Origin of the sequence: Leifsonia sp. A12D58, from assembly GCF_047530025.1 — a bacterium.
Taxonomy (GTDB): domain Bacteria; phylum Actinomycetota; class Actinomycetes; order Actinomycetales; family Microbacteriaceae; genus Cryobacterium.
In genome coordinates this window covers 618,519-642,165 of record NZ_JBLJAT010000001.1, presented here as the reverse complement: position 1 = coordinate 642,165, position 23,647 = coordinate 618,519, and the positions used below count along the sequence as shown (strand labels likewise).

Sequence of the window (23,647 nt, the reverse complement as noted above, 5' to 3'; positions counted from 1 at the left end):
CACGTCAGTGCCTGCAGATCAATGCTTGCAGGTCAGTCAGCGTGAGCGAGTGTGATTCTGAGAATAGCTGGTGCGCAGCCGAGGAAGCGTGATCATGGCCGTTGTCCCCATGCCAGGCCTCGATGTCAGGGTGAGATGTCCGCCTGCTGCCTGGACGATGTCGTCAGTCAACGCGAGCCCCAGTCCGGAGCCGTCGACTGTGCGTGACGTATCTGCCCGCCAGAATCGCTCAGTTGCATGGGCAAGCTGGGACGAGGTCATACCAATGCCATCGTCAGTCACCACGATGAGTACGTTTGAGCTATCCACACGCGCCTCCAGGCGAGTCACCTGGCCCGGCCGAGAGTACAGCCGAGCGTTGTCACACAGATTTCCGATTGCGCGCTCGAGCAATGGCTCAGAACCCGTGACGTACAGATCAGCATCAACCCGCACACTGATGGTCGTTTCAGGATGCGCTGCCCGCTGCTGCGTGACCACACGCTCGATGACGTTCGCCACCGATACCCGCTGGAGGCTCATGCGAATCGATTCAGGCGTGCCTCGTGAGAGAAGCAGGAGGTCGGTCGTCAGCTTTCCCAGTCGTTCGGCCTGGGCAAGCGAGTGAGAAATCGCCGAACGGTACTCCTGCGGCGTCCTGTCGTGCTGCAGGGCAAGCTCTAGCTCACCCCTGATCGAAGCCAGAGGTGCTCGCAGTTCGTGCGAGGCGCTGTCGATGAAGCGCTGCCTCGCCTCACGGCTCTCACGCAGTGGCCGCATGGCCAGCCTGGCCAGCAGAACACTGGTTAGAGCGATGCACACGATCAGAGCGACTGAACCGAGGAAGATCCAGGTGCGCAACTCGGAGACGAACTCATCGCGTATCTGAAGCATCGACTGCGAATCAGCGAGAGGAAGCACAGTCCGCGCAGCGATCCCAATAGCCAGATAGACACCGAGCGCAAAGATGACGAACGTGACAATCTGGACAAGCGCAAACTTAAACGCCAACCGTCGTTGCTCGCCCCGGAAAATCACGGTTTCAGGCTGCGCCATCTTGTACTCACGGCCCGACGATATCGGGCCAGACTTGATCCAACCTGTCTGGGCATCAAACACCGACTGAGAGTCCTCACAGCGCACACACACAATGGCCGATTCGGACGTAACGAATTCGGTAGCGTCTTCAGTGGTGCAGAACCAGCACTGGGTAGGCTGCGGATACGCGCCATCTATGACGGATATGCCGTGAAGGAGCTGGACATGAAGATCCTGGTCGTGGAAGACGACGAGCAGATGGGTGCGCTGATTGAACGCGGACTCAGCGCTGAGGGTTACACGGTTGTGCGAGTCTCGACGGGAATGGATGCCCTGATCGCTGCGGCTCACGAAGACTTCGCCGCTGGAGTCATCGACGTGATGCTGCCGCAGATGTCCGGCATCGAGATCTGCCGTCGTATGCGCGAAGCCGGGAGCACCATGCCGGTGCTGTTGTTGACAGCTCGGGACACCGTCGAAGATCGGGTATACGGTCTCGACAGCGGCGCGGACGACTACATGACAAAGCCGTTCGCCTTCGAAGAGTTGAAGGCCAGGGTGCGCGCGTTACTGCGACGCCAGGCGATGGGGACTCCCCTCAACGTGGAGATCGGCAATCTCACCCTCGATTCCCGCGACCTCAAGGTTGCAGTCGCCGGACGCTCAGTGTCAGTGAGCCCAAAAGAATTCTCGTTGTTGCGCTTGCTTGCCAGCCACGCAGGCGCCACCGTCGACCGTGCGACGATCCTGGAGGAAATCTGGGACGGAACCGCGCACATCGATCCGAACATCGTCGATCAGTACATCAGCTACCTGAGGCGCAAAATAGATACCGATGCCTCAAGCGTACGAATCGTCACCGTGCGGGGCACCGGATACTCGCTGGAGCTGATCGAATGAGGCGAAGGCTCGGACTCTCAATCCGGGCTCGCATCACCGTGGGCAGCACAATCATCGCGATTGTCCTCTTCAGCGTTGGCGTCTTAGTTTTCCGTGTCGAAGTGCAGTCGATCCTGACGGAGACGACAACGACGCTGCTTCGAAACGATGCAGCCCCTCTGGTGACCTCGATAGTCGAGAACCCGGCCGACCCAATCAGGGAGGCGGGCGAGGGTCAACTGATCGCAGTGCTCGGACCTGACGGCATCGTCGTCGAGTCAACACTGCCCAAGAAGCTCGCCGCCGAACTGAACACGATGACGGAGCTAGGCAACGAACCGGTGAGCATCACTGCCGGCCGATCGAGCTACTGGGTGCTGAAGACGACGGTGATGGCAAGCGACGGGGAATGGACGATCATCTCGGCAAGGAACCAGGAGGCACTCGGTCTGTTGATGACCGAACTCGACCAGGTTCTCTTCATCGGAGCCTTCTCATTGGTGGCCGGATTCGCAATCGCGTCGTGGTTGCTCACCGGAGCGGCGCTGCGACCCGTCAACAGACTTCGGGAAGAGGCCGAGAGCCTGAGCGTGTCGGGATCTTCAGCTGAACTGCTCGTTCCGGCAGGGAAGGACGAGGTCAGCCAGCTGGCCGTCACCCTCAACGATTTCATCACTCGACTCCGCAACTCTGTTGACCGCGAGAAGCAAGTGGTGAACGATGCGAGTCACGAGCTGCGCACACCACTTGCCGTACTGCGGACGCAGCTGGAACTCGCCCATCTGAACTCGGGGGACGCAGAAGCGCTTGAGCAGGACATTGACGATGCCTCTGCGACTGTCACTCGGCTGTCGCGCCTGGCCACGAACCTGCTCGAACTGTCAAAGCTGGAGAGCCAGCAGTCTCAGGCGGCACTCGACTGGGCCGGACTCGAATCCGAGATCACGGCATCCGTCGACAGGGCACGAAGCGTCAGTACCAGCGGAACCCTCGAGGTGGCCTACGAGATCGCCGGCGACGATGCTGACGGCCACTATATGCTTTCGCGCACCAATGTCGGTCAGCTTGTCGACAATCTCATCTCAAATGCGGTTGCCGCCATGGACGGATCCGGCACCGTCACCGTCAGCCTCGATCGCTATCAGGACGGAGCGATACTGCGAACCGTCGATTCGGGCCCTGGCATGCCCGCCGAGTTTCTGCCGTTCGCCTTCGATCGCTTTTCTCGGCCAGACGATTCGCGCTCAAGCGGAACCGGCGGTTCAGGTCTGGGGCTCGCGATCGTGCAGGCAATCGTCGAGCACGCCGGCGGGTCGGTGAAACTGTGGAACACCGGCAGCGGACTAGCTGTGGAGATCCGACTGCCCAGACGCAACGGCACCAGTCTGTGAGTGTTCGAAGAAGCTCCTGTGCGCTCGGAGGGAAACGTTAAGAGAGCCCGCATAGCGTGACACTGTGACCTCCATCCTCGTTCCGTTTGAAACTGACGTCGCTTCGGTGACGGCAGCGCATTCGAAGCGCAAATTCAGGGCTGCGGCGTTCGTGATCGGGCTGTTCGCCTTCATCATTTCAGCCGCATGGTCGTGGCAACCGTCGTACTGGGGAGACGAAGCGGCGAGCGTGCTTTCCGCGGAGCGCAGCTTCCCGTCGCTGTTCGGCATGCTCGGCAACGTCGATGCGGTGCACGGTTTCTACTACGTGTTTCTGCACATTTGGATCGATGAGTTCGGGGCCACAGAGTTCGCGACTCGCCTGCCGAGCGCCATCGCTATCGGCATCGCGGCCTCCGGCGTGTTCGTTCTGGCCCGCACAGTTCTGCCAGCGCGAGTCGCGGTGATTGCTGGCCTCGTCTTCGCCATCCTCCCTCGCGTCACCTATATGGGCGCCGAGGCCAGATCGACGGCTTTCGCCACAGCCATCGCCGTCTGGCTCACCGTCCTGCTCGTACGCGTCCTGCGTTTAGATCCCGGCACGCGCCGCTCGCGCTGGCTTTGGGTGGCATACGGTGCGCTCCTCGCGCTCGGTATCTACGACTTCCTCTACATCTTGCTCCTGCTGCCCGTACACGCAGTCGTCGTCTACCTCTCCCGAAGCGGCTGGGCAGGAGTTCGGCGTTGGGTAGCCGCAACTTTTCTGGGCTGCGTACTTGCGATTCCCGTATTGGTCTTCGGTCTCGCTCAACACGATCAGATCTCTTTCATTGCCCGCCGCCCGCAGATCGGTGTGCTCGATGCAGCTGTCAGGCAATGGTTCGGGTCTATACCGCTCGCCATCGCTGCCTGGCTCCTGATCGGCATTGCTGTCTACTCGGTGTTCTTCACCGGTCGGGCTGCACAGCAACGCGGTGCGCGAAGCGCGCTCATCGTCGCGTTGGTGTGGATGCTCGTCCCGAGTGGGATCCTCCTCATCGGCACGCATCTCATCGCGCCGATGTATTCACTGCGATACTTGTCGATCTGCGCACCGGCCGCCGCGATAGCCATCGCCATCGGACTCTCCGCGCTGAAATCCCGATGGTTGCGCTACGGAGCGCTCGCCGCAGTCGTGGTCCTCGCTCTTCCCAATTACGTCGATCAGCGCGGAGATTTCGCGAAGAACGACGGCAGCGACTGGCGCCAGGTGGCCGACATCATGCAGGCGAGTGCGCGCCCAGGCGACGCAATCGTGTTTGATGAGAGTGTGCTTCCTTCACAACGCCCGCGATTGGCAGAACATCTGTACCCTGCGGCTTTCGCCGGGCTCACCGATGTGACGCTCGATAGAAGCTATCTCGACTCAAGCTGGCTCTGGGATACGACCAAGCCACTTGCCGACGTGACAGGGCGGCTATCGGGCGCCAACACCGTCTGGGTACTGCAGAACATCGGGAGCACAGAGAATAAATCGGGAGCAGACATTAGAACTCTTCAAGAATCTGGTTTCGTCACCATTGATTCAACTACCGTCAACCGCACGATCATCACTGAAATGACAAGGTAGCTATCATGCCGAAAACTCTGGTCATCATTCCCACGTACAACGAACGCGACAACATCGAGAACATTGTCGGACGGGTTTTGGAGAGCGTTCCGGCGTGCGAAGTCCTCGTGGTGGATGACTCGTCACCGGATGGCACGGGCGAGATGGCCGATGGGCTGGCCGACATCCACGACCGCGTGCACGTGCTGCACCGGACGCAGAAGAGTGGTTTGGGCGACGCCTACCTCGATGGATTCAGCTGGGCACTCGCCCATGGTTTCGACCTCCTGGTTCAGTTGGATGCCGACGGCTCACACCTGCCTGAGCAGCTCCCCCGCCTGCTAGATGCCGCCGAAGGCGCCGATGTCGTGATGGGGTCGCGCTGGGTTCCAGGTGGCGAAGTGCAGAACTGGCCATGGCACCGCCGCGCTCTCTCTCGTGGAGGTTCGGCGTACTCACGGATCATCCTCCGACTCCCGCAGCGTGATGTCACAGGCGGCTACCGCGCATACAGCGCGCACGCTCTCGAGCGGATGAAGTTGGGCAGCGTTGAGAGCCACGGCTACTGTTTCCAGATTGACATGCTCCTCCATGCGGTACGCGCAGACCTGCGCGTCGTTGAAGTACCCATTACCTTCGTTGAACGCGTTAGAGGTTCGTCGAAGATGAGCAGCGGAATCGTGCTCGAGGCCATGCGCCGCGTCACGATCTGGGGCCTTACCGGTAAAGGCGCGAACCACCGGCCGGCTCAGCAGGGACAGCGGGCAGGGTTGCCCTCCGGCATCTCGCCCGTGGGCATCACCCGGGTTTCACCGTCGTCGGAAGACGTCAAATAGCACTCGTACGATGAGTACTGACGCAACAACGACAAGCAGGTACGCGAAGAGCTGGTAGAGGCTGAGATCAGGAGCCAGGGTCGGCCCTCCGCCGTTGACGAGCAGGGTCGTCGCAATGATTCCGATGATTGCGCCAAGGAACGCCACCATCACCTGTTGGACCAAACCAGTGATGAACTGCCGATCCCGCTCATCGGCCAAAACGCGTGTGTTGACGGTCAGCCGCCCGGCTTCCACCGAACTGGCGATCTGATCGATGCTCCTGGGCAAACGTCTCAGGATCGGCAAGAGCGTGAGCGCCTCGTCGACGGCGACGTCGACCAGGTGGGAGGGCCGAAGTGAGGATCGGATCTGGTCGCTGCCGTATTCACGAGCGTTGGCGATCACGTCAAAGCCCGGCTCAAGCACGTTGAGAGTGCCCTGCGCCACGGCAAGAGCGCGTACCGCAGCAGCTATCTCGTCGGGCACCGCCAGGGAATAGTCACCCATGAAGTCAACGACTTTGTTGAATAGTCCAACGTCGACATCGGCGCCGTCCCCGAAATGGGCGGCGATGAAAGCAGACAGTGCCCGACGAAACGCTGGCTCATCCAGCGAGTCGGGGCGCACAATCATGCTGAGTATGGCATCCCCCATCTGTTGCGAATTGCGTCGGTTGAACCCCTGGACGAGAGCTCTCAGCGACGCGCGGAGTTCGGAATCCATCCGTCCGACCGAACCGAAGTCGACGAGCGCGAGACTGCCATCGCCCAAGACCATCACGTTTCCTGGATGGAGGTCGGAATGGAACACTCCATCGTCGGCAATTTGCCGCACAAGCGACCGGAAGAGCACCCGGGCATCGCGGATGCGCACTGCTGGCTCAAGTTCTGCAACGGTGGAGGCAACGCTCAATGAGTGGCCATCGAGCATCTCCATCGTCAATACCCGCCGCGTGCTCAGCTCGGTGAACAGATGGGGCAAGACCACCCGGTCGGATATCGGATGGCGGTTCTGCGCGTTGCTGAGTGCGGCGAGGTTGCCAGCTTCGACGCGATAGTCGAGTTCTTCCCTGAGAGAATCGACGAAACTCTGGACCATCCCAGCCACCCGAAACGAACTAGCTCCTCCCGATGCCCGCTCAAAGGCCTGGGCAAGTCGGACAGTGATATCGAGGTCAAGTGACACGCTCGGCTCGATGCCAGGGCGCTGAACTTTCACCGCAGCGACCTGCCCCGTGACCAGTCGAGCGCGGTGGACCTGTCCGATGGATGCCGCGGCGATCGGCATCGGGTCGAACTCGGCAAATACCTCAGAAACGGGTCTGCCCAGCTCGGCCTCCAGCGCCGCCTTGACCTGATCCCACGGGGCAGGCGGAACATCCTGCTGTAGTAATGACAGCTCGGTTATGTACTCTCGCGGCACCAGATCCGGTCGTGTCGACAGCACTTGTCCCAGCTTCACAAACGTGACGCCGGCCTCTTCGAGAGCCAACCGGAGCGCGCGTGCCTGCGTGCGCCGCTGCACCGCTGTGTCCGGTGCGCTCTTTCGCCGCTGCGAACCTCGGCTGAGCAGGCCGTGCTTGACGGCGATCCTGGTGATCTCCGAATATCTTCGTGCCCTCGCTCGCTGCGAACGGAGCGCCGGAATCCACGACGAGATGGGCGGAAGGCTTCCCTGCGGCAGGATGATCTCGGCCACCAACAGGAAGACCATGGCGGTGATGACCACGACCCCGATCTGGATGGGCGCAAACGCCAACGCATAGGACGGCTGCGTCCACACGAACCTGGCCTCGAACGCCACCTCAGCGGCGAGCGAGACAATCCCGGCAAGCACGATGCGCGTTGTGCCGACCTGCACACCGATCAGTCGGCGCACCACGATGATGACGAGGAACAGCACCAGGAATGTGGCGCCGAGGCCGATGGTGAAGCTGAGCAGGATGTTACCGGCATCCATACTGATCTGCCCTCCAGCCCGACGACTTACGCGGTGCCCGTCGGCGGAGTTCCGCCAGGCGGCGGTGTAGCTGACGGTGGCGTGGAAGCAGGTGGCACCGGCGGCTGCGCAGACGAGGGCGCAGACGAGGACGAGCCTGTGCCACTCCGTTCGGTATCACGGGCTGCGTCCCTTGCTGCGTCGCGCTCGGCATCCCTCGCCCTGTCCCTGGCCTCATCGCGTTCAGCGTCACGCGCAACCTGCGCCGCAAGCTTGCGAGTGCTCATCGGCGTCCAGTCGTTGACGACCTTGGCGACAGCGACGACGAGGAAGAGCTGGCCGATTGTGACTTCAGCAACGGTGAGGCTCTGACCCAGCGCCGTCACCGGCCCCAGCGCACTCTTGCCGATTGTCGTGATGGTGGTGAACGAGTAGAAGAGCTGGGCAGAGAGTGATTCCGGCTTTGGCTCTCCGAATGTACGGCCCGGTTCGATCAGACTGATGAGGTTGAACAGGAAGGTGAAGAACATGGCGATCAGAAGGTAGGCCGAGATCGACGCGATCAGCGTCTGGATGTCGACTGTCTTGCGCCGCAACTGGTCCTGGATGATCACAACAGGTGTCACGAGATAGAACACTGCAGACGCCGCCGACAGCAGGATGTCAAGCCATTGGCGATCAAATTCTGCAGCCCATGACACCCACCACGCCGCGATCACCAAGATGAGTGAGATGACGATGATGACGTCGACCACGCGAATGGCGATGACGTTGACCCGAGCCACCCGGAAGATCACAACGACGCTCACTAGCTGCAGCACGAGTGCCAGCGGGCTGGCCTGCACACTCTCTTGAAGTGCCGACACGATGTATGACACCACGAGAAGAATGAAAACCACCAGGTAGCCGGTGTCGGTGATCGTAAATCGTCTCTTCGATGACGAGCTGGCTGTCGAATGAGCCGCGCCGCCGGTTTCTCGCGTAGCCATCTGTGGCCGACCATCAGAATTCTGTTGCATCGTCTCCGCCCTTCCCCAAGAAGCATTCACGCGCTCTCATTGTGTCCGGTTCAGGACGGAAAGGTGAGAAATTCTTTTTTGACCAATGGCTCATCAGGGAATTCGGGTTTTGGTCAAATTGACCTTATGCTGTGCAGAGGCCCGTTTGAGTCAGACGCACCTTTACTCGTAACGGCACCCCAGACTGAAAGCCAGGAGCATGCCTGCATCCCAAGCCACCCTCGCGGTCTCCACAGTGATCTTTGCCCTGCGCCCCGATGAGCGCTCCGACCTGAAAGCTCTGTGGCTCCCCCTGGTGCGGCGCACACGGGAACCGTTCCTCGACTACTGGGCTTTGCCAGGCGGCTGGCTGCCCGCTGACGAAGAAATGTCGGCGGCCGCAGCCCGCACCCTGCACGAAACCACCGGCCTGATCCCGAAATACCTGGAGCAGCTCTACACGTTCGGTGCCATTGACCGCTCACCAGGACAGCGCGTCGTCTCTGTTGTGTATTGGGCACTCGTGCAATCAGACGAGGCCGAACTCGCCACCGTCGGCGACAATGTGCGGTGGTTCAGAGCCGATGATCTGCCGCCACTCGCCTTCGACCACAATCGCATCGTCGAATACGCGCTCTGGCGCCTTCGAACCAAACTCGAATACTCCCGCATCGCGCATGCCTTTCTCGGCGATACCTTCACCCTCACGCAGCTGCGCGAGGTGAACGAGGCAGTACTCGGGCGGCCTCTCGACCCGGCCAACTTCCGGCGCGCGGTCGAAGCATCCGGCACCCTTGTCGACACCGGGGAACGCGTGGCCGGCACCCGACACCGGCCACCTCGCCTGTATCGCTTCAGCGACCCTGAGCCGCTGCAGAACCCTGCAGCCGGTCTCGGCACCCTGGGCAGCCGCGCCCCTGCCTCCCCCACGTCAGCCCCTTCCCAAGCACCCCACCGGAGTATCGAATGAGCACCGCATCCGTCGACCTGGCCATCACACTGATCAGCACGGGAGAAAGTGCGGGGTCCTCCTGCAGCCCCGATCTGGTCAAGGGGCCGTGGGAATTCGATTCTGGTCCCCTCGGTTACGGACCGGGCTCATCGATGGGTGATGTGATTCCGGCAGGGTCACCCCGTCAGGGCGCGCTGCCCGAGCTCTATCGCACAGCGTCACCGGCCGAGCTCGATGAGCGGATCCGCGCAGCCAAGGCGACTCTCGGGTCCCGCGTCGTCACCCTCGGCCACTTTTACCAACGTGAGGAGGTCGTGCAGTACGCCGACTTCGTTGGTGATTCGTTCCAGCTCGCGCAGGCAACGAAGGGCCGCCCAGATGCCGAAGCAATCATCTTTTGCGGCGTGCACTTCATGGCCGAGACGGCCGACCTGCTGTCGGGACCAGAACAGGCGGTGATCCTGCCGAACCTGGCCGCCGGATGCTCGATGGCTGACATGGCGGATCTCGACTCGGTTACCGAGTGCTGGGAACAGCTTGAAGAGCTTTACGGCACCGAACCAGACGCCTCAGGACGCGTTCCGGTAATCCCCGTCACATACATGAACTCGTCGGCAGCCCTCAAGGGATTCTGCGGCGAGCGCGGTGGGATCGTCTGCACATCCTCCAACGCCGAGACCGTCCTTGAATGGGCATTCGAGCGCGGCCAGCGCGTATTGTTCTTCCCCGACCAGCACCTCGGGCGCAACACGGCAAAAGCCATGGGCGTTCCGCTTGAGCAGATGCCGATGTGGAATCCGAACAAACCGCTCGGCGGAAACTCTGAGGCCGAACTGACCAATTCCCGCGTCATACTCTGGCACGGATTCTGCAGCGTGCACCGCCGCTTCACCGTCGATCAGATCGACGCGGCGCGAGCCGAGCACCCTGGAGTGCGCGTGATCGTGCACCCCGAATGCCCGATGCAGGTCGTCGATGCAGCAGACGAGTATGGCTCGACCGACTACATCGCCAAGGCGATCGCTGCAGCCCCTGCCGGCTCAACCTTCGCCATCGGCACCGAGATCAACCTCGTGCAGCGGCTCGCCGCGCAGAACCCGCAACACACGATCTTCTGCCTCGACCCGGTGATCTGCCCGTGTTCGACGATGTATCGCATTCACTCCGGCTACCTCGCATGGGTACTTGAGGCCCTCGTCGGTTCGACCGAGCGTCCGCCCGAGGTACTCAACCGCATCACGGTATCCGAGGACGTCGCCATGCACGCCCGTGTCGCCCTCGAACGGATGCTCGCTGCCCGCCCGCCTGTGGTGCAGGCCGGCACCTCAGCATGAGCAGCGTGCTCATCGTCGGCAGCGGCCTTGCCGGACTGTTCGCCGCGGTGAGAGCGACGGATGCCGGTCACCACGTTGCGCTCGTCACCAAAGGCGCACTGCCCGAGAGCAACACCAACGCAGCTCAGGGCGGGATCGCTGCGGCTCTCTTCCGCGACGACTCAATCGCGCGCCACGCTGCAGACACCATGCGCGCCGGTGCAGGCCTGTGCGACGCAGACACCGTCAACATCCTCTGTACAGAGGGACCGGCCCGCGTGCTGGACCTGATCAGGTTCGGCGTGCAGTTCGACCGCGACGAGTCTGGCCTCACCCGCGGGCTGGAAGCTGCTCACTCCAAGTGGCGCGTATTGCACTCTGGCGGTGACGCAACAGGCGCGGCCGTCGTCGGCGCCCTGGTTGCAACAGCGAGGAGGCGGGCGATGCGAACACCGCCCGCCTCCGAGAAGCCTCAGCCCGGCCTCACCATTCTGGAACACACGATGCTCGTCGACCTGGTGGTCGGCGACCACCCGTCGGGTATCGCTCACGTGACCGGTGCACTCCTGCAGGACCGCACCGGTACACGCACGGTGGCAGCGGATGCCGTGATTCTCGCCACAGGCGGCCTCGGCTCGCTCTACCTGCACACGACCAATCCGGAGTTGGCAACGGGTGACGGTGTTGCAGTCGCGTGGCGAGCGGGAGCATCCGTGGCCGATCTGGAATTCGTCCAGTTCCACCCCACTGCACTTGCCGCTCCTGGTACTCCGCTCATCTCGGAGGCGGTCCGCGGCGAGGGTGCCGTGCTGCGCAATACTGCGGGTACCCGTTTCATGGTGCCCATGCACTCCGACGCCGAGCTGGCACCGCGGGATGTCGTGGCCAGAGCCATTGCAGCGCAGATGAAGCTGCAGGGTGGTGCACCTGTACTGCTCGACGCCACCTCACTCGGCACTTCACTGCTTACATCGCGGTTTCCGACACTGACAGCCACGTGCGCGGCGGCCGGCCTCGACTGGACCCGCGTCGCGGTTCCCGTCGCGCCTGCAGCCCACTACTCGATGGGCGGCGTGCTCACCGATGACCGGGGTCGCACATCGGTGGCAGGCCTGTTCGCAATCGGCGAGGTCGCGCGCACCGGGGTTCACGGCGCCAACCGGCTTGCCTCAAACTCGTTGCTTGAAGCAGCAGTCTTCGCCGACCGGGCGGTGCGGGCGCTCGACGAACCGGTCGTGGCTACCAACCCCCCTGTTGCGGCAAGGGCTGACGCGGGCGTTTCTACCGATGTAGCTTTTGGCGCTGGTGATGGCGTTCACTCGGACACTTTTACCCGCGCTGCACTACAAACCCTGATGTGGGACTGCGTCGGCGTCGAACGAACTGAGTCAGGCTTGCGGCATGCGCAGGACGTGCTGGCGAGCTGGGCAACCAGCACGAGTGCTACTCCTCCTTCATCCGACTGGCTTCGCGGGCTCGAAGACAACAATCTGTTGCTCGTGGCCAGGCTCATCGTTCGCGCCGCCCTGGCCCGCACGGAATCCCGAGGGGCACATTTTCGCGCCGACGCCCCTGCCGCCAACCCTGCGCTCGCCCACTCGCTCGTCTGGGCCCCCGGGCACAGCACAGCCGCTCCGTTACAGCGCGCTACTCCCCTGCACACCACACCCCACTCGGCCGAGGAGGCCTTCGTATGCTGACCAGCTCCGCCATCACCACCGTCGTTCAGGCAGCGCTCGACGAGGATGCTCCCTGGGGTGACATCACCTCTGAGTACCTGATCCCCGCGGATGCCACTGCGACAGCGGCACTTGTCGCTCGCGAGCCAGGCACGCTCAGTGGCGCCACCGTGTTCGAGGCAGCCTTCACACTGACCGATCCACGCATCCAGGTCGACCTGCTGCTGGCAGACGGCGCGGTGTTCAGCGCTGGTGACACGATCGCCGTCGTGTCAGGCCCGGCACGCGGCATCCTGCAAGCCGAACGCATCGGCCTGAACTTCGTCCAGCGCATGAGCGGCATCGCGACGCTCACCGCGCAGTACGTCTCAATCATCGCCGGCACGCAGGCACGCATCGTCGATACCCGCAAGACAACGCCCGGCCTGCGTGCATTCGAGCGCGCGGCGGTGAGGGCCGGCGGCGGCCACAACCACCGCTTCAGCCTCTCGGATGCGGTTATGGCCAAAGACAACCACCTCGCGGTACTCACCGCCGGCGGCCTGGACGTGACCACCGCTCTGACGCAGGTGCGCCAGCGCCTCCCGCACACCACGCACCTCGAGGTGGAGGTTGATCGCATAGACCAAATCGAACCCGTGCTTGCAGCGGGCATCGACACGATCATGCTCGACAATTTCACTCCCGAGCAACTCCGCGACGGTGTCGCCATCGTGGCAGGGCGGGCAATCGTCGAGGCCAGCGGCAATGTCTCGCTGGCCACTGTGCGCACGATCGCCGAGTGCGGGGTCGACGTGATCTCGGTTGGTGCACTCACGCACAGCGTGAGGTCGCTCGACCTCGGTCTCGATGTGACGATCGCCCCGGCCTGAGCCACGTCACAATGATCTATCTTGACAATGCGGCATCCACACCGGTACGCCGCGAGGCACTCGAGGCGATGTGGCCCCTGCTGGCCGGTGGCGTCGGTAATCCGTCGAGTCATCATCACGTCGGCGAAGCCGCTGCAGGTGCTCTCAGCCAGGCTCGCAGCGCCGTAGCGGATGCCTTGGGCTGCCGTGCCGGTGAGGTAACGTTCACGAGCGGAGGTACCGAAGCCGCCAACTTCGCCATCAAGGGCATCGCGCTCGGCAGGCCGCGTGGCCGCCACCTCATCACGTCGCCGCTGGAGCACGAAGCTGTCCTTGAGTCATGCGACTACCTGCGCCGCGTGCACGGGTTCACCATCGACATGCTCAGCCCAGATTCGGCGGGCAGGCTCGACCCGGACGAACTCGCGACGATGCTCCGCGAGGACACCACCCTCGTCTCAGTGCACTACGCGAATAACGAGGTGGGCACAGTACAGCCGATCACCGAGCTAGCCTCACACGCGCGCTCGGTGAAAGCGCCGTTTCATACCGATGCAGTGCAGGCCGCAGGCTGGTTGCCATTGAACGTGACAGACCTCGGCGTCGACGCGCTCAGCCTCTCGGGACACAAGGTGGGCGCGCCTCACGGAATCGGCGCACTCTTCGTGCGCGGTCGACTGCCGCTTGAACCCTTGATCCACGGTGGTGGACAGGAGCGTGGCAAACGCAGCGGCACAGAGAACGTTGCGGGTGCAGTCGCACTCGCCGTTGCGCTTCGACTGGCCGAGGCTGAACGGGCCGAGGCGGCTATTCGGGTGAGCAGTATGCGAGATGCGTTTATCGCCGAGGTACTGCAGTCGACTCCCTCTGCATGCCTCACCGGCAGTGCGAGCATTCGGCTGCCGGCCAACGCATCGTTCGTCTTTCCTGGCACCAGCGGTGAGGCCGTGCTTCTCGAACTTGAGCGCGTCGGCGTGATCTGCTCAAGCGGCTCAGCCTGCGCCGCCGGCAGCTCAGAACCCTCGCACGTACTCACCGCGATGGGCCTCGGTGCCGAGGTGGCACAAACGGCCGTGAGATTCACCTTCTCGCCGACAACCAAACCAGCGGATGCGCTGGTCGCGGCCAGGGCGGTTTCGACCGCAGTCGGAGCCGTCAGCGCCCTCGCTCGCTAGGCGCGTCAGCGACGAAGGTCAGTGGCTAAACGTGCCCAATGCCGAAGTTCCATGGGGCATAGATCGCTGTCCCTCCCTCTGGATAGTTCGTTCGCCCGGCGACGGAGTGTGAATTGGAGTAACCGCTGATCTCTTGCTCACCGATCGGCGGGCCATGCTCTGCCTGAATCTGCTGGTACTCACTGTCGTCGTAATACGGTTCATCCATGTATGTCGCCAGCCAGCGCAGGTCGTCGCCCGGCTTGAAACCCTGAATCGTAGACACGGTAATGCCACGCGCGCCGAGTTCTGGCGCAGTGAACTTTACCGAGACGTTCATGTCTGACTGAGCATCGCCATGTTCATGGTCATCCATTAGTTCAAAACCCGTCCAGGCATAGCGAGTCGTCGGCAGCGTTTCCAAGCCACCCGGGAACTCTGTGACCACCGGATCTGCATCCAGAATCTCGGTGAACAGGCCGACGAACTCTTCAGCTGCCGCGTCGTACGACAGTGTGGCGACATCGGCACCGCTGCTATCTTTGAGCTCGAGTATCTCCGGGCGGACGATGATCTGGGTTACTGCCTCATAAGCCCGCTGCGCGCCCGAAGGAACCGGAATCGCGCTGGCCGTACTCGACGGAATGGGCCGTGGCGATGAGGCGTCCTGAGCCTGCCCTGTGTTCGTCGGCGCGGGGTCGGATGCCACGCATCCGGTTAGCGCCATGGCCGCGGCCAGCGTCATCGTGGCGGCCACGGCGATGAAGCCCTTGCCCATTCCGGTCGTCAACTGCACTACGTCTCCCTCACACTCGCTGCTTTCTCTTGTATACAGCAGAGCCGGCGCACATCGAGTGAGGCTGCGTGGACGACTGCACGGACCACTGCGGCGCATCGGGGGCTGTAGCCGCGCTACCCCATGCTGGCTAACCTCGAAGTGAGATCTCTCGACGGCAGTCGCGTAGCGAAACTGTTCAGAGGCATTCCCCTGAAGCAGCGAGTATCAACGAGGAGTAGAAGTGACCACCGACTTCATCAATGTATTGGTCCCGCCGGTCGGCGATGGCTGCGTTGGATGTGACCGAGACGGCGGCTGGTGGGTTCATCTTCGCCGCTGCGCAGCCTGCGGCCACGTCGGCTGTTGCGATGACTCACTCAACCGGCATGCCACGGCGCATTTTGTCGAGACCGGCCATCGAATCATCCAGACATTTGAGCCTGGTGAGGACTGGTTCTGGGACTACACGATCGACGACTTCGCAGAAGGCCCTGCACTGGCACCACCGCGCAGCCACCCCGCCTCGCAGGCGATACCAGGGCCGGCCGATCGGGTTCCGGCCAACTGGCGGGAGATTCTCGTCGAACGCGCCTGACGAGCGCAACCGGATGTATATCCGCAGCCGACGTCCGGAAATCAAAAATCGCTCCTGAGTAATCTCAGGAGCGATTCTTGTGACCGTTTCATGAACGATCTTTTGTTGCGGGGACAGGATTTGAACCTGCGACCTCTGGGTTATGAGCCCAGCGAGCTACCGAACTGCTCCACCCCGCGCCACTTCTTCAATACTACCTGACGTTTTGATCCCCGATCACCACTTGGCCACTTTCTGGCCGTGGCATTCTCTTCGCGGAGCGCTTTATCACCCCCGGCACACCGGTTTTGCGCTATCGCCGCAACTACGCTGGCACTCATGGATGCAGAAGACCGTCAACGCTACCTGCAACAACTGAGTCACCTGCGCACGCTTCTCGACGCCAGGAATCGGATCAAAGAAGTTGCTCAGATCGTCGTCGACTCACCAAGCGACGATGAAGCAGCAGCCAATGTGCAGCACCTTCTGCACTGTTCGGATACCGCCGCACGACATGTCATCTCGACACCGTTGCGGATGTACCGTCGCGGGGAAGAACTCGCACTCGAAATCACGGAGCTAGAGCTCGCACTCGAGCAACCGTGACCGGGATTCAGCCGAACCTACTCGGTCACGCTGCGGGAACGCGCGCAGGGCGGTTGGGCCACGAGGCGGAATGTCCTCAGCCCACAGCGCCACAATTCTTGGCCAATGCATAGGCCTCTCCAAACGGTTCCGTGCGCAACCAGAGGAACGTAGCGAACTGACACCACATCCCCAATTGCGAAAGGTCTCAATGAGCCGCATCCCTGAACCAGAGTCCACTCCCGATGGTCCCGCCTACGAAGGCCGCCTGCTCGATCGGGCAGACGAAGAGGTCGTTGACCAGGGCGTCGCATTCGACATTCGCACGCTTCTCACTCGGAGAAACGTCCTCAGCCTCATCGGCATCGGCGCCGGAGCCGTGGCCCTAGCCGCCTGCTCCACCGGAAACTCCTCAACCGCCTCGACATCGGCAACGTCAACCGGTGAGATTCCAGACGAGACGGCTGGCCCATACCCGGGCGACGGGTCGAACGGCGCCGACGTGCTCGATCAGTCTGGCATCGTGCGCAGCGACATCCGCTCCAGCCTTGATGGCGGGTTGACGGCCGCGGGCGTTCCCATGGCCCTCACCCTCACCATCCTCGACATGGCGAACAACAACATCCCGTTCACGGACGTCGCGGTATACGTATGGCACTGCAATGCCGCCGGCGGATACTCGATGTACTCAGAGGGAATCGAGAATGAGACATACCTGCGCGGCGTGCAGGTCGCCGACAGCAACGGCAAGGTTAGCTACACCTCGATCTTCCCGGCGTGCTATACCGGCCGCTGGCCACATATTCACTTCGAGGTCTACCCGAACGTTGACTCGATAACGGATGCCACGAACGCCATTGCAACATCGCAGGTGGCGCTCCCCGAGGCTGTCAGCAAGTCCGTTTATGCGCTTGACGGATACGCGGGATCTTCCGCCAACCTGGCCCAGGTATCCCTCGACAACGACAACGTGTTCGGCGACGATGGCGGCGCCTCGCAGATCGCGACCTTGACCGGAGATGTCAACTCCGGCTTCACCGTTGCGCTGACAGTGCGGGTCGACACGACGACCGTGCCGACTGCGGGGGCTGCCCCCGACGGCGGCGGCACCCCACCGAACGGTGGTGGTGGAACACCACCAGATGGCGGAAGTGGCCCCGGCGGAACGCCCCCAACCGGCGCACCTCCAACCGGCACGCCCTCGCCCTAGCGATTCGCTGCTCGGCGACCGTGCCCGGGTATGCAAAAAGGCCCGGAATCACAAGGATTCCGGGCCTTTCGTGTTGAACACAACGTTGCGGGGACAGGATTTGAACCTGCGACCTCTGGGTTATGAGCCCAGCGAGCTACCGAACTGCTCCACCCCGCGTTACAAGTACTAATTTACCACAGCATGAGAACGCCGCGAACCAATCCGGCCCCTTCAGCCGAAGTAAACCAGAGAAGCCCGGCGAGTCAGGGGGTCTCCCCCCTGATTCGCCGGGCTTCAGCCAGACAGCGTCAGCTGCTACAGGATGACTACTGTCCGAGCAGGTTCAGCATGCTCTGGATCGTCTCAGACAGCTTTGTGTCTGCGGCACCATAAGCGGCGAAGTCACCGGCTGCCAGTGCAGCCTGCTTGTCACTCATAGCCTGCTTTGCGACATCGAGCAGTGACTTGAGCTGGGCGTCGACGGCGGGATCGCCTGTCTGGGTGCCCGGCGTGCCGGTGCTCGGTGTCTCGGTGCTCGGTGCCCCAGTGCTCGGTGGCACAGACGTGTCACCGGCGTTCGCACCTGAATCTCCACCGAAGAGCACATCGAGTGCCTTATCGAGGGTGTCTTCGAACGCGATCTGGTCGCCGAAGGCAACGAGCACCTTCTGCAGCAGCGGATATCCGGTGTTACCCGTCGACTGCACGTAGACCGGCTGCACGTAGAGCAGTCCACCACCGACAGGCAGCGTCAACAGGTTTCCGTTGATGACCTTGGACTGGCCCTGCTTCAGCAGGTTGAGCTGCTGCGAGACCGTCGGGTCTGCGTTGAACTTGGCCTGAACCTGGCCTGGGCCTGGCACTGTGTCGTCCTTCGGCAAGGTGAGCAGCCTGAGCTTTCCATAGCCATCCGCCCTGGTCCCGTCTGTCGAGCCTGCATCCGCATCCACTGCCAGATAACCGGTCAGAACGTTTCGGCTGGAGGTTCCAGACGCATTCGGGATGTACGTGGTGTAGAGCGAGAACGCCGGAGCATCCTGGCCCGGCATCTGCATCGTCAGGTAGTACGGCGGCTGCAGGGTCGGGTCGGTCGCTGACGATACCGGGTCATCCGGAGTGATCCAGGCGTCGTCCTGCGAATAGAACGAACCGGCATCGGTCACGTGGTACTTGCCGAGAATTGCACGTTGAACCTTGAACATGTCTGCCGGGTAGCGGACGTGGCTCATCAGCCCACCGCTCATGTCGCTCATCGGCTTGAGCGTCGACGGGAAGATCTTCTGCCACGTCTTCAGCAGCGGGTCAGTCGTGTCCCATGCATAAAGCGTCACCGATCCGTCGTATGCGTCGACAGTCGCCTTCACCGAGTTACGGATGTAGTTGATGTCATCGATCGCGTACGGCTTCGGCGGTGTCTCTGTGTCGGTGATGGATGCCGACAGGCTCACCGGCGTCGAGTACGGGTAGTTCGTCGACGTGGTGTACCCGTCGACGATCCACTTCAGTCGACCGTCAACGACAGTCGGGTATGTCTGGGAGTCCAGGGTGAGGTACGGCGCGACCTTCTGCACACGTTCGATCGGCGTGCGGTCGTACAGGATCTGAGACTCGCTGTTAACCGAGTCAGAGAGGAAGATCTGCTCTGACTGGAATTTCAGCGCGTACACGAGCTTCTTGAACGAGTTGTCGAGCTTGGGCCCGCCGTCACCGTCGAACGTCGTGTACGTCTGCTGTGCTCCGTCGGTGCCTGACGGGTAGTCGAGCTCAACAGGCTTCGACCCCTCAGGTGCACCGACGATCGAGTACGGCGCCGACGTCTCACCGAAGTACACACGCGGCTGGTACTCACCGAGGGAACCCTGAGTCGGAATGCCCGACTCAAAGAACACCGGCTGGCCATCGGCTGAACGCTGGTTGCCGTATGCAGCGACCAGACCGTAACCGTGCGTGTAGACGACCGTCGAGTTGACCCAGGTCGCACCAGAGCCGAGGCCATCGAGGTTAAGGTCTCGCACGGCGACGACGGCATCCTGCGATTTGCCGTTGATCTCATAACGGTCGACGTTGAGGGCGCTCGGGAACTGGTAGTACTGCTTGAACTGTTCGAGCTGCGCGAACGCTGGACTGACGACCGCAGGGTCGATGATGCGGATGTTCGCTGTGGTCTCGGCATCGGCACGCAGCGCACCGGGCAGAGCCGTAGTTGTGGCGTTGTACTCAATCTCTTCGACACCGGCGACACCGTATGCATCACGGGTGAGGTCGATATTGCGTTGGATGTATTCAGACTCGAGTGTCTTGGCGCTCGGGTCGACCTGGAAGCGCTGCACGACCCACGGGTACAGCGATCCGATCAGCAGGCTGGAGATGATCAGGAGGACCGTACCGATGAGGGGCAGGCGCCAGCGTCCGATGAAGGCGGTGATCAGGAACAGGATTGCGACGACGGCGGCAATGCCGGCAAGAATCGCGCGCCCGGGGATCGTGGCGTTGACATCCGTGTAGCCGGCACCGGTGATGAGACCGTTCGAGTCAGTCAAGGTCGAGTATTGGTCGAGCCAGATGCTGATCGCCTGCAGGAACAGGTACAGGGCAGCGGTGACCGCGATCTGTACACGTGCAGCCTTCGAGATGAGGACCTCACGGCCGCTGACACGAACCGCGCCATAGAGATAACTCGTCGCAATCGCGACCAGCGCGCAGATGATGACGACGGCAGAGGCGAAGCCGAGTACCGCGTGGTAGAAGGGCAGGTCGAACAGGTAGAACGACAGATCCATGTTGAACTGTGGATCTGTGGTGCCGGACTCTGTGCGGTTCAGCCACATCAGGCTGGTCTCCCAGCGGCTGGATGCCGCAACACCGGCGAACAAGCCGAGCAGGGCGGGGATGCCGTACATCGCCAGCCTGCGCAGCGGCTCAATCACCTGCTGGTAACGGTCAACTTGGGAGTTGAGCTTCGCGTACATGGGACGCAAACGGTAAGCGAGCATGATGCTCACCCAGACCGGCACGGCCATCGCAACGAACCCGATCAGGAAGAGCGAGGTGCCAGCGATCCACTGGGTAGTGAGAACGCTCAGGAAACCGAGCTGGTCAAACCAGAGAACGTCGGCATACAGGCCCGCGAAGACGAAGAAAAGCACCACCAATGCCGCGATGATCGCCACGGTGATGGCGAGTGGTGCTCTACTACGGTGTGGTGCACTTGCAGCTGTTGCTGATGTCACTTACTTGGCCTCTTGCTCGGTTAGATCAGGGTCAGAACCTAATCCTAGAGTGGGCTTGCTGAGAGTATTCAGATGATTCTCACTGCTTGGCCGAAAAAAGCGACTGCGACAGCGCCCCCTGGTGTCAGCCGACCGGGCACGTGGGCAATGAGCTGGTGTCTGCGCCCGTGTTGATGGCGTCGAGCACAGCCAGCGATTCATCAAGTGTTGACACTGCGAAAACTTCAAGGCCGTCAGGGATATGACCTGTGACCTCTGAACAGTTGTCAGCGGGAGCCAGGAACCAGTCGGCACCGGCATCCACGGCGCCATACATCTTCTGCCTGATTCCGCCGATCGGACCCACGGTGCCCGATTCGTCAATTGTTCCGGTACCTGCAACGGTTTCGCCGCCCTGCAGCGGTCCGGGAGTGAGCTTGTCGATGATGCCGAGTGCAAACATCATTCCGGCGCTCGGGCCACCGACGCGATCGAGCTGGATCTTCACCTCAAATGGGAACTCATACGTGGTCGAGACGTTGATTCCGGCAACGACGGTGCCGTCGATGTCGACGGGGGTGACATCAACCGTCATGGAGGCGCCATCCCTGATGATGCCGATCGAAGCAGGCTTGCCCGCGCCGCTGGCGGCCAGGGCTGCACGCAACTCGTCGACGCTGGCGATGGCCGTACCGTTGACAGAGACGATCTGGTCGTCTGGCTTGAGGATGCCATCGGCCGGGGAATCAGTCGGCAACGACGCGACGGTGACGAACGCGGGGAAGGTGTAACCGAGGTTCGTGAGCGCTGCCGCGATGGCATCCTGCTGCGAGTCGACCATGGCGATCTGACTCTGCTGCTGCTGCTGTTCTGTCGTGACATTCGGTGGGAATGCATCGTCAAGCGGAATGACTGCTTCGCTCGGAGACATCCAGGCGCTCAGGATGTTGAGCCAACTCGGTCGCGACTCCCTGTTGCCGAGCATCGTCACGGTGAGCATATCGAGGCTGCCCTTTGTGGGGTACACGGTCTGGTCCGGAATCGAGATGAGCGGCGTCTCGACGCCCTCTGCGTCCTTCGTCGATCCGAGAGTATTGAAGACGGGGCCGGGCTTCTCAATCACGTACGGAGCCGGCATCAGGGCAAGAATCAGGGCGATGGCGAGTGCAACACCCAATACAATCCAGCCGACTCTGCGTCCTGTGCTGCGCGGGCGAACCGGTGACACGGGTCCATCGTCAAAGAGTGCCATGTCGATCCTTCATCGTGTTCCGCACGGTGTTCGCGACAGGCGGACACCGGAGCCTCTCAGCCTAGGTCATTTCCCAGTCCCGGCGGCAGTTCTCGCACTAGCGTAGAAGTAAGTAACTGAGAGGTGCCTGACGTGGCGGACGACTCGCTTTCCAACGAAGACCAAAATCCCGAAGACGAATTCCAGGACATGCTGCGCGACATCCTGTCCGGCAACTCGTCGATTGATCCTGGCCAGCTTGCCGGCGCCGCCGGGCTGCCGAACGATCCGGCAAGCGTTGCAGCGCTGATGAGCCAATTGCAGAACGCCCTTCGAGGCGGCGGCACCGGTGAGATCAACTGGGACATCGCGCTGAAGCAGGGGCAGGAACATGCCGCTGCCGGACAGGTGCCGACGACCCCCGAACAGCGCGCTGAGCTCGAGCAGGCATTCCACATTGCAGCGCTCTGGCTCGACGACGTGATCTCGGTCGCCGAGCTCACCGTGCCGCCCAGACTGATGACCCGCAAGGAATGGGTGACTGCCACCCTGCCGATCTGGTCGCAGCTGGCAGAGCCCGTTGCGACCAGCATCTCCAACTCGCTGACGACGGTGCTCACCGAGCAGGCCCCTGAAGAGCTCAAGGGCATGCTGGCCAACGCCAGCCAGGTGATGCGCAGCCTCGGCGGCACCCTGTTCGCCATGCAGCTCGGCCAGGTCGTCGGCCAGCTCGCGAGCGAGGTCGTGTCAGGCGGCGATATCGGTATCCCGCTGCTCGATGACCAGCAGGCGGCACTCCTCCCCCAGAACGTCGCCGAGTTCGGCGAAGGACTCGACATCCCGGCTGACCAGGTTCAGATCTATCTGGCGGTCCGCGAACTCGCACACGCCAGATTGTTCAGGCACTCACGCTGGCTGCGTCTGCACCTGATCAGCTCGATCACCGATTTCGCCCGCGGCATCCGCATTGATACCGACCGCCTGGAGAACCTGGCTGAGAGCTTCGACCCGTCGAATCCGCAGGAACTCCGCCAGGCTATGGTCGACGGCACGCTGATCCCGCCGAAGAGCGAGTCACAGACCGCTGCACTCGGTCGTCTCGAGACGATGCTCGCCCTCATCGAGGGCTGGGTTGACGTCGTCACGGCCGAAGCAACAGTTCGTCTGCCCAAGTCGGATGCCATCGCCGAGATGGTCCGTCGTCGCCGCGCCGCCGGTGGCCCGGCCGAGTCGGCGTTCGCCACCCTCGTCGGCCTCGAGTTGCGTCCCCGTCGTTTGCGGGAGGCAGCCGCCATGTGGCAGGCGGTGACGGATGCCGTCGGCAACGAAGCACGCGATGCTCTCTGGGCACACCCCGACATCGTTCCGACAGCCGAGGACCTTGATGATCCGGCGGCGCTGATCGCCAGACTCACCACGACGGCATCCGGCGCTGAGCCTGTGCTCGACGAGTTTGACCAGGCACTGCAAGACCTGCTGCGCGACGACGGTACAGAGCGCCCACACGAGGAGTAGTCAATC

Annotated in this window: 19 protein-coding genes and 2 tRNA genes; 13 read left to right on the top strand and 8 right to left on the bottom strand. The window is 62.2% G+C overall.

The genetic code is table 11. The annotated features are described in order from the left end of the window. Positions 1 to 36: 36 nt before the first annotated feature. Complete coding sequence (locus tag ACMT3I_RS03060; protein WP_414802961.1) at positions 37 to 990, bottom strand: sensor histidine kinase; 954 nt, start codon at positions 988 to 990, stop codon at positions 37 to 39. A 252-nt stretch (positions 991 to 1,242) separates the two neighbouring features. Here ACMT3I_RS03060 and ACMT3I_RS03055 point away from each other — a divergent pair, with 252 nt between their 5' ends. The 4 genes from ACMT3I_RS03055 to ACMT3I_RS03040 all read left to right on the top strand — a co-directional run bounded on the left by ACMT3I_RS03055 (position 1,243) and on the right by ACMT3I_RS03040 (position 5,690). Continuing rightward, positions 1,243 to 1,917: a response regulator transcription factor gene (locus tag ACMT3I_RS03055; RefSeq protein WP_414802960.1), complete on the top strand. Its 675-nt coding sequence runs from the start codon at positions 1,243 to 1,245 to the stop codon at positions 1,915 to 1,917. Next, positions 1,914 to 3,287 carry a sensor histidine kinase gene (locus ACMT3I_RS03050; RefSeq protein WP_414802959.1) on the top strand — a complete coding sequence of 458 codons (1,374 nt, stop codon included), beginning with the start codon at positions 1,914 to 1,916 and terminating at the stop codon, positions 3,285 to 3,287. The genes ACMT3I_RS03055 and ACMT3I_RS03050 overlap by 4 nt, the downstream gene beginning before the upstream one ends. Positions 3,288 to 3,351: 64 nt before the next feature. Beyond that, complete coding sequence (locus tag ACMT3I_RS03045; protein WP_414802958.1) at positions 3,352 to 4,875, top strand: glycosyltransferase family 39 protein; 1,524 nt, start codon at positions 3,352 to 3,354, stop codon at positions 4,873 to 4,875. A gap of 5 nt (positions 4,876 to 4,880) precedes the next feature. After that, positions 4,881 to 5,690, top strand: a complete 810-nt coding sequence (locus ACMT3I_RS03040) for a polyprenol monophosphomannose synthase (protein ID WP_414802957.1) — start codon at positions 4,881 to 4,883, stop codon at positions 5,688 to 5,690. Here the strand turns inward: ACMT3I_RS03040 and ACMT3I_RS03035 are convergent. Beyond that, complete coding sequence (locus ACMT3I_RS03035; RefSeq protein WP_414802956.1) at positions 5,664 to 7,631, bottom strand: ABC1 kinase family protein; 1,968 nt, start codon at positions 7,629 to 7,631, stop codon at positions 5,664 to 5,666. The two genes, ACMT3I_RS03040 and ACMT3I_RS03035, sit on opposite strands and share 27 nt — an antisense overlap. Positions 7,632 to 7,657: 26 nt before the next feature. Then, entirely contained in the window at positions 7,658 to 8,599 is a 942-nt protein-coding gene (locus ACMT3I_RS03030; RefSeq protein WP_414802955.1) for an ion channel, read from the bottom strand. 229 nt (positions 8,600 to 8,828) lie between these two features. Between ACMT3I_RS03030 and ACMT3I_RS03025 the strand changes: the two genes are divergently transcribed. The 5 genes from ACMT3I_RS03025 to ACMT3I_RS03005 are packed head-to-tail and all read left to right on the top strand — an operon-like array spanning position 8,829 to position 14,578. Continuing rightward, on the top strand, positions 8,829 to 9,578 hold the full coding sequence (locus ACMT3I_RS03025) for an NUDIX hydrolase (RefSeq protein WP_414802954.1): 750 nt from the start codon (positions 8,829 to 8,831) through the stop codon (positions 9,576 to 9,578). Further along, positions 9,575 to 10,894 carry a quinolinate synthase NadA gene (nadA, locus tag ACMT3I_RS03020; protein ID WP_414802953.1) on the top strand — a complete coding sequence of 440 codons (1,320 nt, stop codon included), beginning with the start codon at positions 9,575 to 9,577 and terminating at the stop codon, positions 10,892 to 10,894. The genes ACMT3I_RS03025 and nadA overlap by 4 nt, the downstream gene beginning before the upstream one ends. Then, positions 10,891 to 12,573: an L-aspartate oxidase gene (gene nadB, locus ACMT3I_RS03015; protein ID WP_414802952.1), complete on the top strand. Its 1,683-nt coding sequence runs from the start codon at positions 10,891 to 10,893 to the stop codon at positions 12,571 to 12,573. The genes nadA and nadB overlap by 4 nt, the downstream gene beginning before the upstream one ends. Continuing rightward, positions 12,567 to 13,424 carry a carboxylating nicotinate-nucleotide diphosphorylase gene (nadC, locus tag ACMT3I_RS03010; RefSeq protein ID WP_414802951.1) on the top strand — a complete coding sequence of 286 codons (858 nt, stop codon included), beginning with the start codon at positions 12,567 to 12,569 and terminating at the stop codon, positions 13,422 to 13,424. The genes nadB and nadC overlap by 7 nt, the downstream gene beginning before the upstream one ends. A gap of 11 nt (positions 13,425 to 13,435) precedes the next feature. Then, complete coding sequence (locus ACMT3I_RS03005) at positions 13,436 to 14,578, top strand: cysteine desulfurase family protein (RefSeq protein ID WP_414802950.1); 1,143 nt, start codon at positions 13,436 to 13,438, stop codon at positions 14,576 to 14,578. A 25-nt stretch (positions 14,579 to 14,603) separates the two neighbouring features. Here ACMT3I_RS03005 and ACMT3I_RS03000 read toward each other — a convergent pair whose 3' ends face one another. Beyond that, a complete protein-coding gene (locus ACMT3I_RS03000) occupies positions 14,604 to 15,353 on the bottom strand; it encodes a hypothetical protein (protein WP_414802949.1) in 750 nt (249 codons plus the stop codon). A gap of 223 nt (positions 15,354 to 15,576) precedes the next feature. Between ACMT3I_RS03000 and ACMT3I_RS02995 the strand changes: the two genes are divergently transcribed. After that, positions 15,577 to 15,930: a UBP-type zinc finger domain-containing protein gene (locus tag ACMT3I_RS02995; protein ID WP_414802948.1), complete on the top strand. Its 354-nt coding sequence runs from the start codon at positions 15,577 to 15,579 to the stop codon at positions 15,928 to 15,930. A gap of 105 nt (positions 15,931 to 16,035) precedes the next feature. Here the strand turns inward: ACMT3I_RS02995 and ACMT3I_RS02990 are convergent. Next, positions 16,036 to 16,109: transfer RNA gene (locus ACMT3I_RS02990), tRNA-Met, on the bottom strand. A 139-nt stretch (positions 16,110 to 16,248) separates the two neighbouring features. Between ACMT3I_RS02990 and ACMT3I_RS02985 the strand changes: the two genes are divergently transcribed. Both ACMT3I_RS02985 and ACMT3I_RS02980 read left to right on the top strand, forming a co-directional pair. Beyond that, entirely contained in the window at positions 16,249 to 16,515 is a 267-nt protein-coding gene (locus ACMT3I_RS02985; protein WP_414802947.1) for a hypothetical protein, read from the top strand. Between the two features lie 190 nt (positions 16,516 to 16,705). Further along, positions 16,706 to 17,704, top strand: a complete 999-nt coding sequence (locus ACMT3I_RS02980) for an intradiol ring-cleavage dioxygenase (RefSeq protein ID WP_414802946.1) — start codon at positions 16,706 to 16,708, stop codon at positions 17,702 to 17,704. A gap of 85 nt (positions 17,705 to 17,789) precedes the next feature. Here the strand turns inward: ACMT3I_RS02980 and ACMT3I_RS02975 are convergent. From ACMT3I_RS02975 to ACMT3I_RS02965, 3 genes are all read right to left on the bottom strand, one after another. Beyond that, positions 17,790 to 17,863 (bottom strand) — tRNA-Met (locus ACMT3I_RS02975). 149 nt (positions 17,864 to 18,012) lie between these two features. Continuing rightward, on the bottom strand, positions 18,013 to 20,916 hold the full coding sequence (locus ACMT3I_RS02970) for a UPF0182 family protein (RefSeq protein WP_414802945.1): 2,904 nt from the start codon (positions 20,914 to 20,916) through the stop codon (positions 18,013 to 18,015). Positions 20,917 to 21,040: 124 nt separating this feature from the next. After that, positions 21,041 to 22,147: a PDZ domain-containing protein gene (locus ACMT3I_RS02965; protein WP_414802944.1), complete on the bottom strand. Its 1,107-nt coding sequence runs from the start codon at positions 22,145 to 22,147 to the stop codon at positions 21,041 to 21,043. A gap of 189 nt (positions 22,148 to 22,336) precedes the next feature. Between ACMT3I_RS02965 and ACMT3I_RS02960 the strand changes: the two genes are divergently transcribed. Next, positions 22,337 to 23,641, top strand: coding sequence for a zinc-dependent metalloprotease (locus tag ACMT3I_RS02960; protein WP_414803523.1), 1,305 nt, complete (start codon positions 22,337 to 22,339; stop codon positions 23,639 to 23,641). Positions 23,642 to 23,647 lie beyond the last annotated feature (6 nt).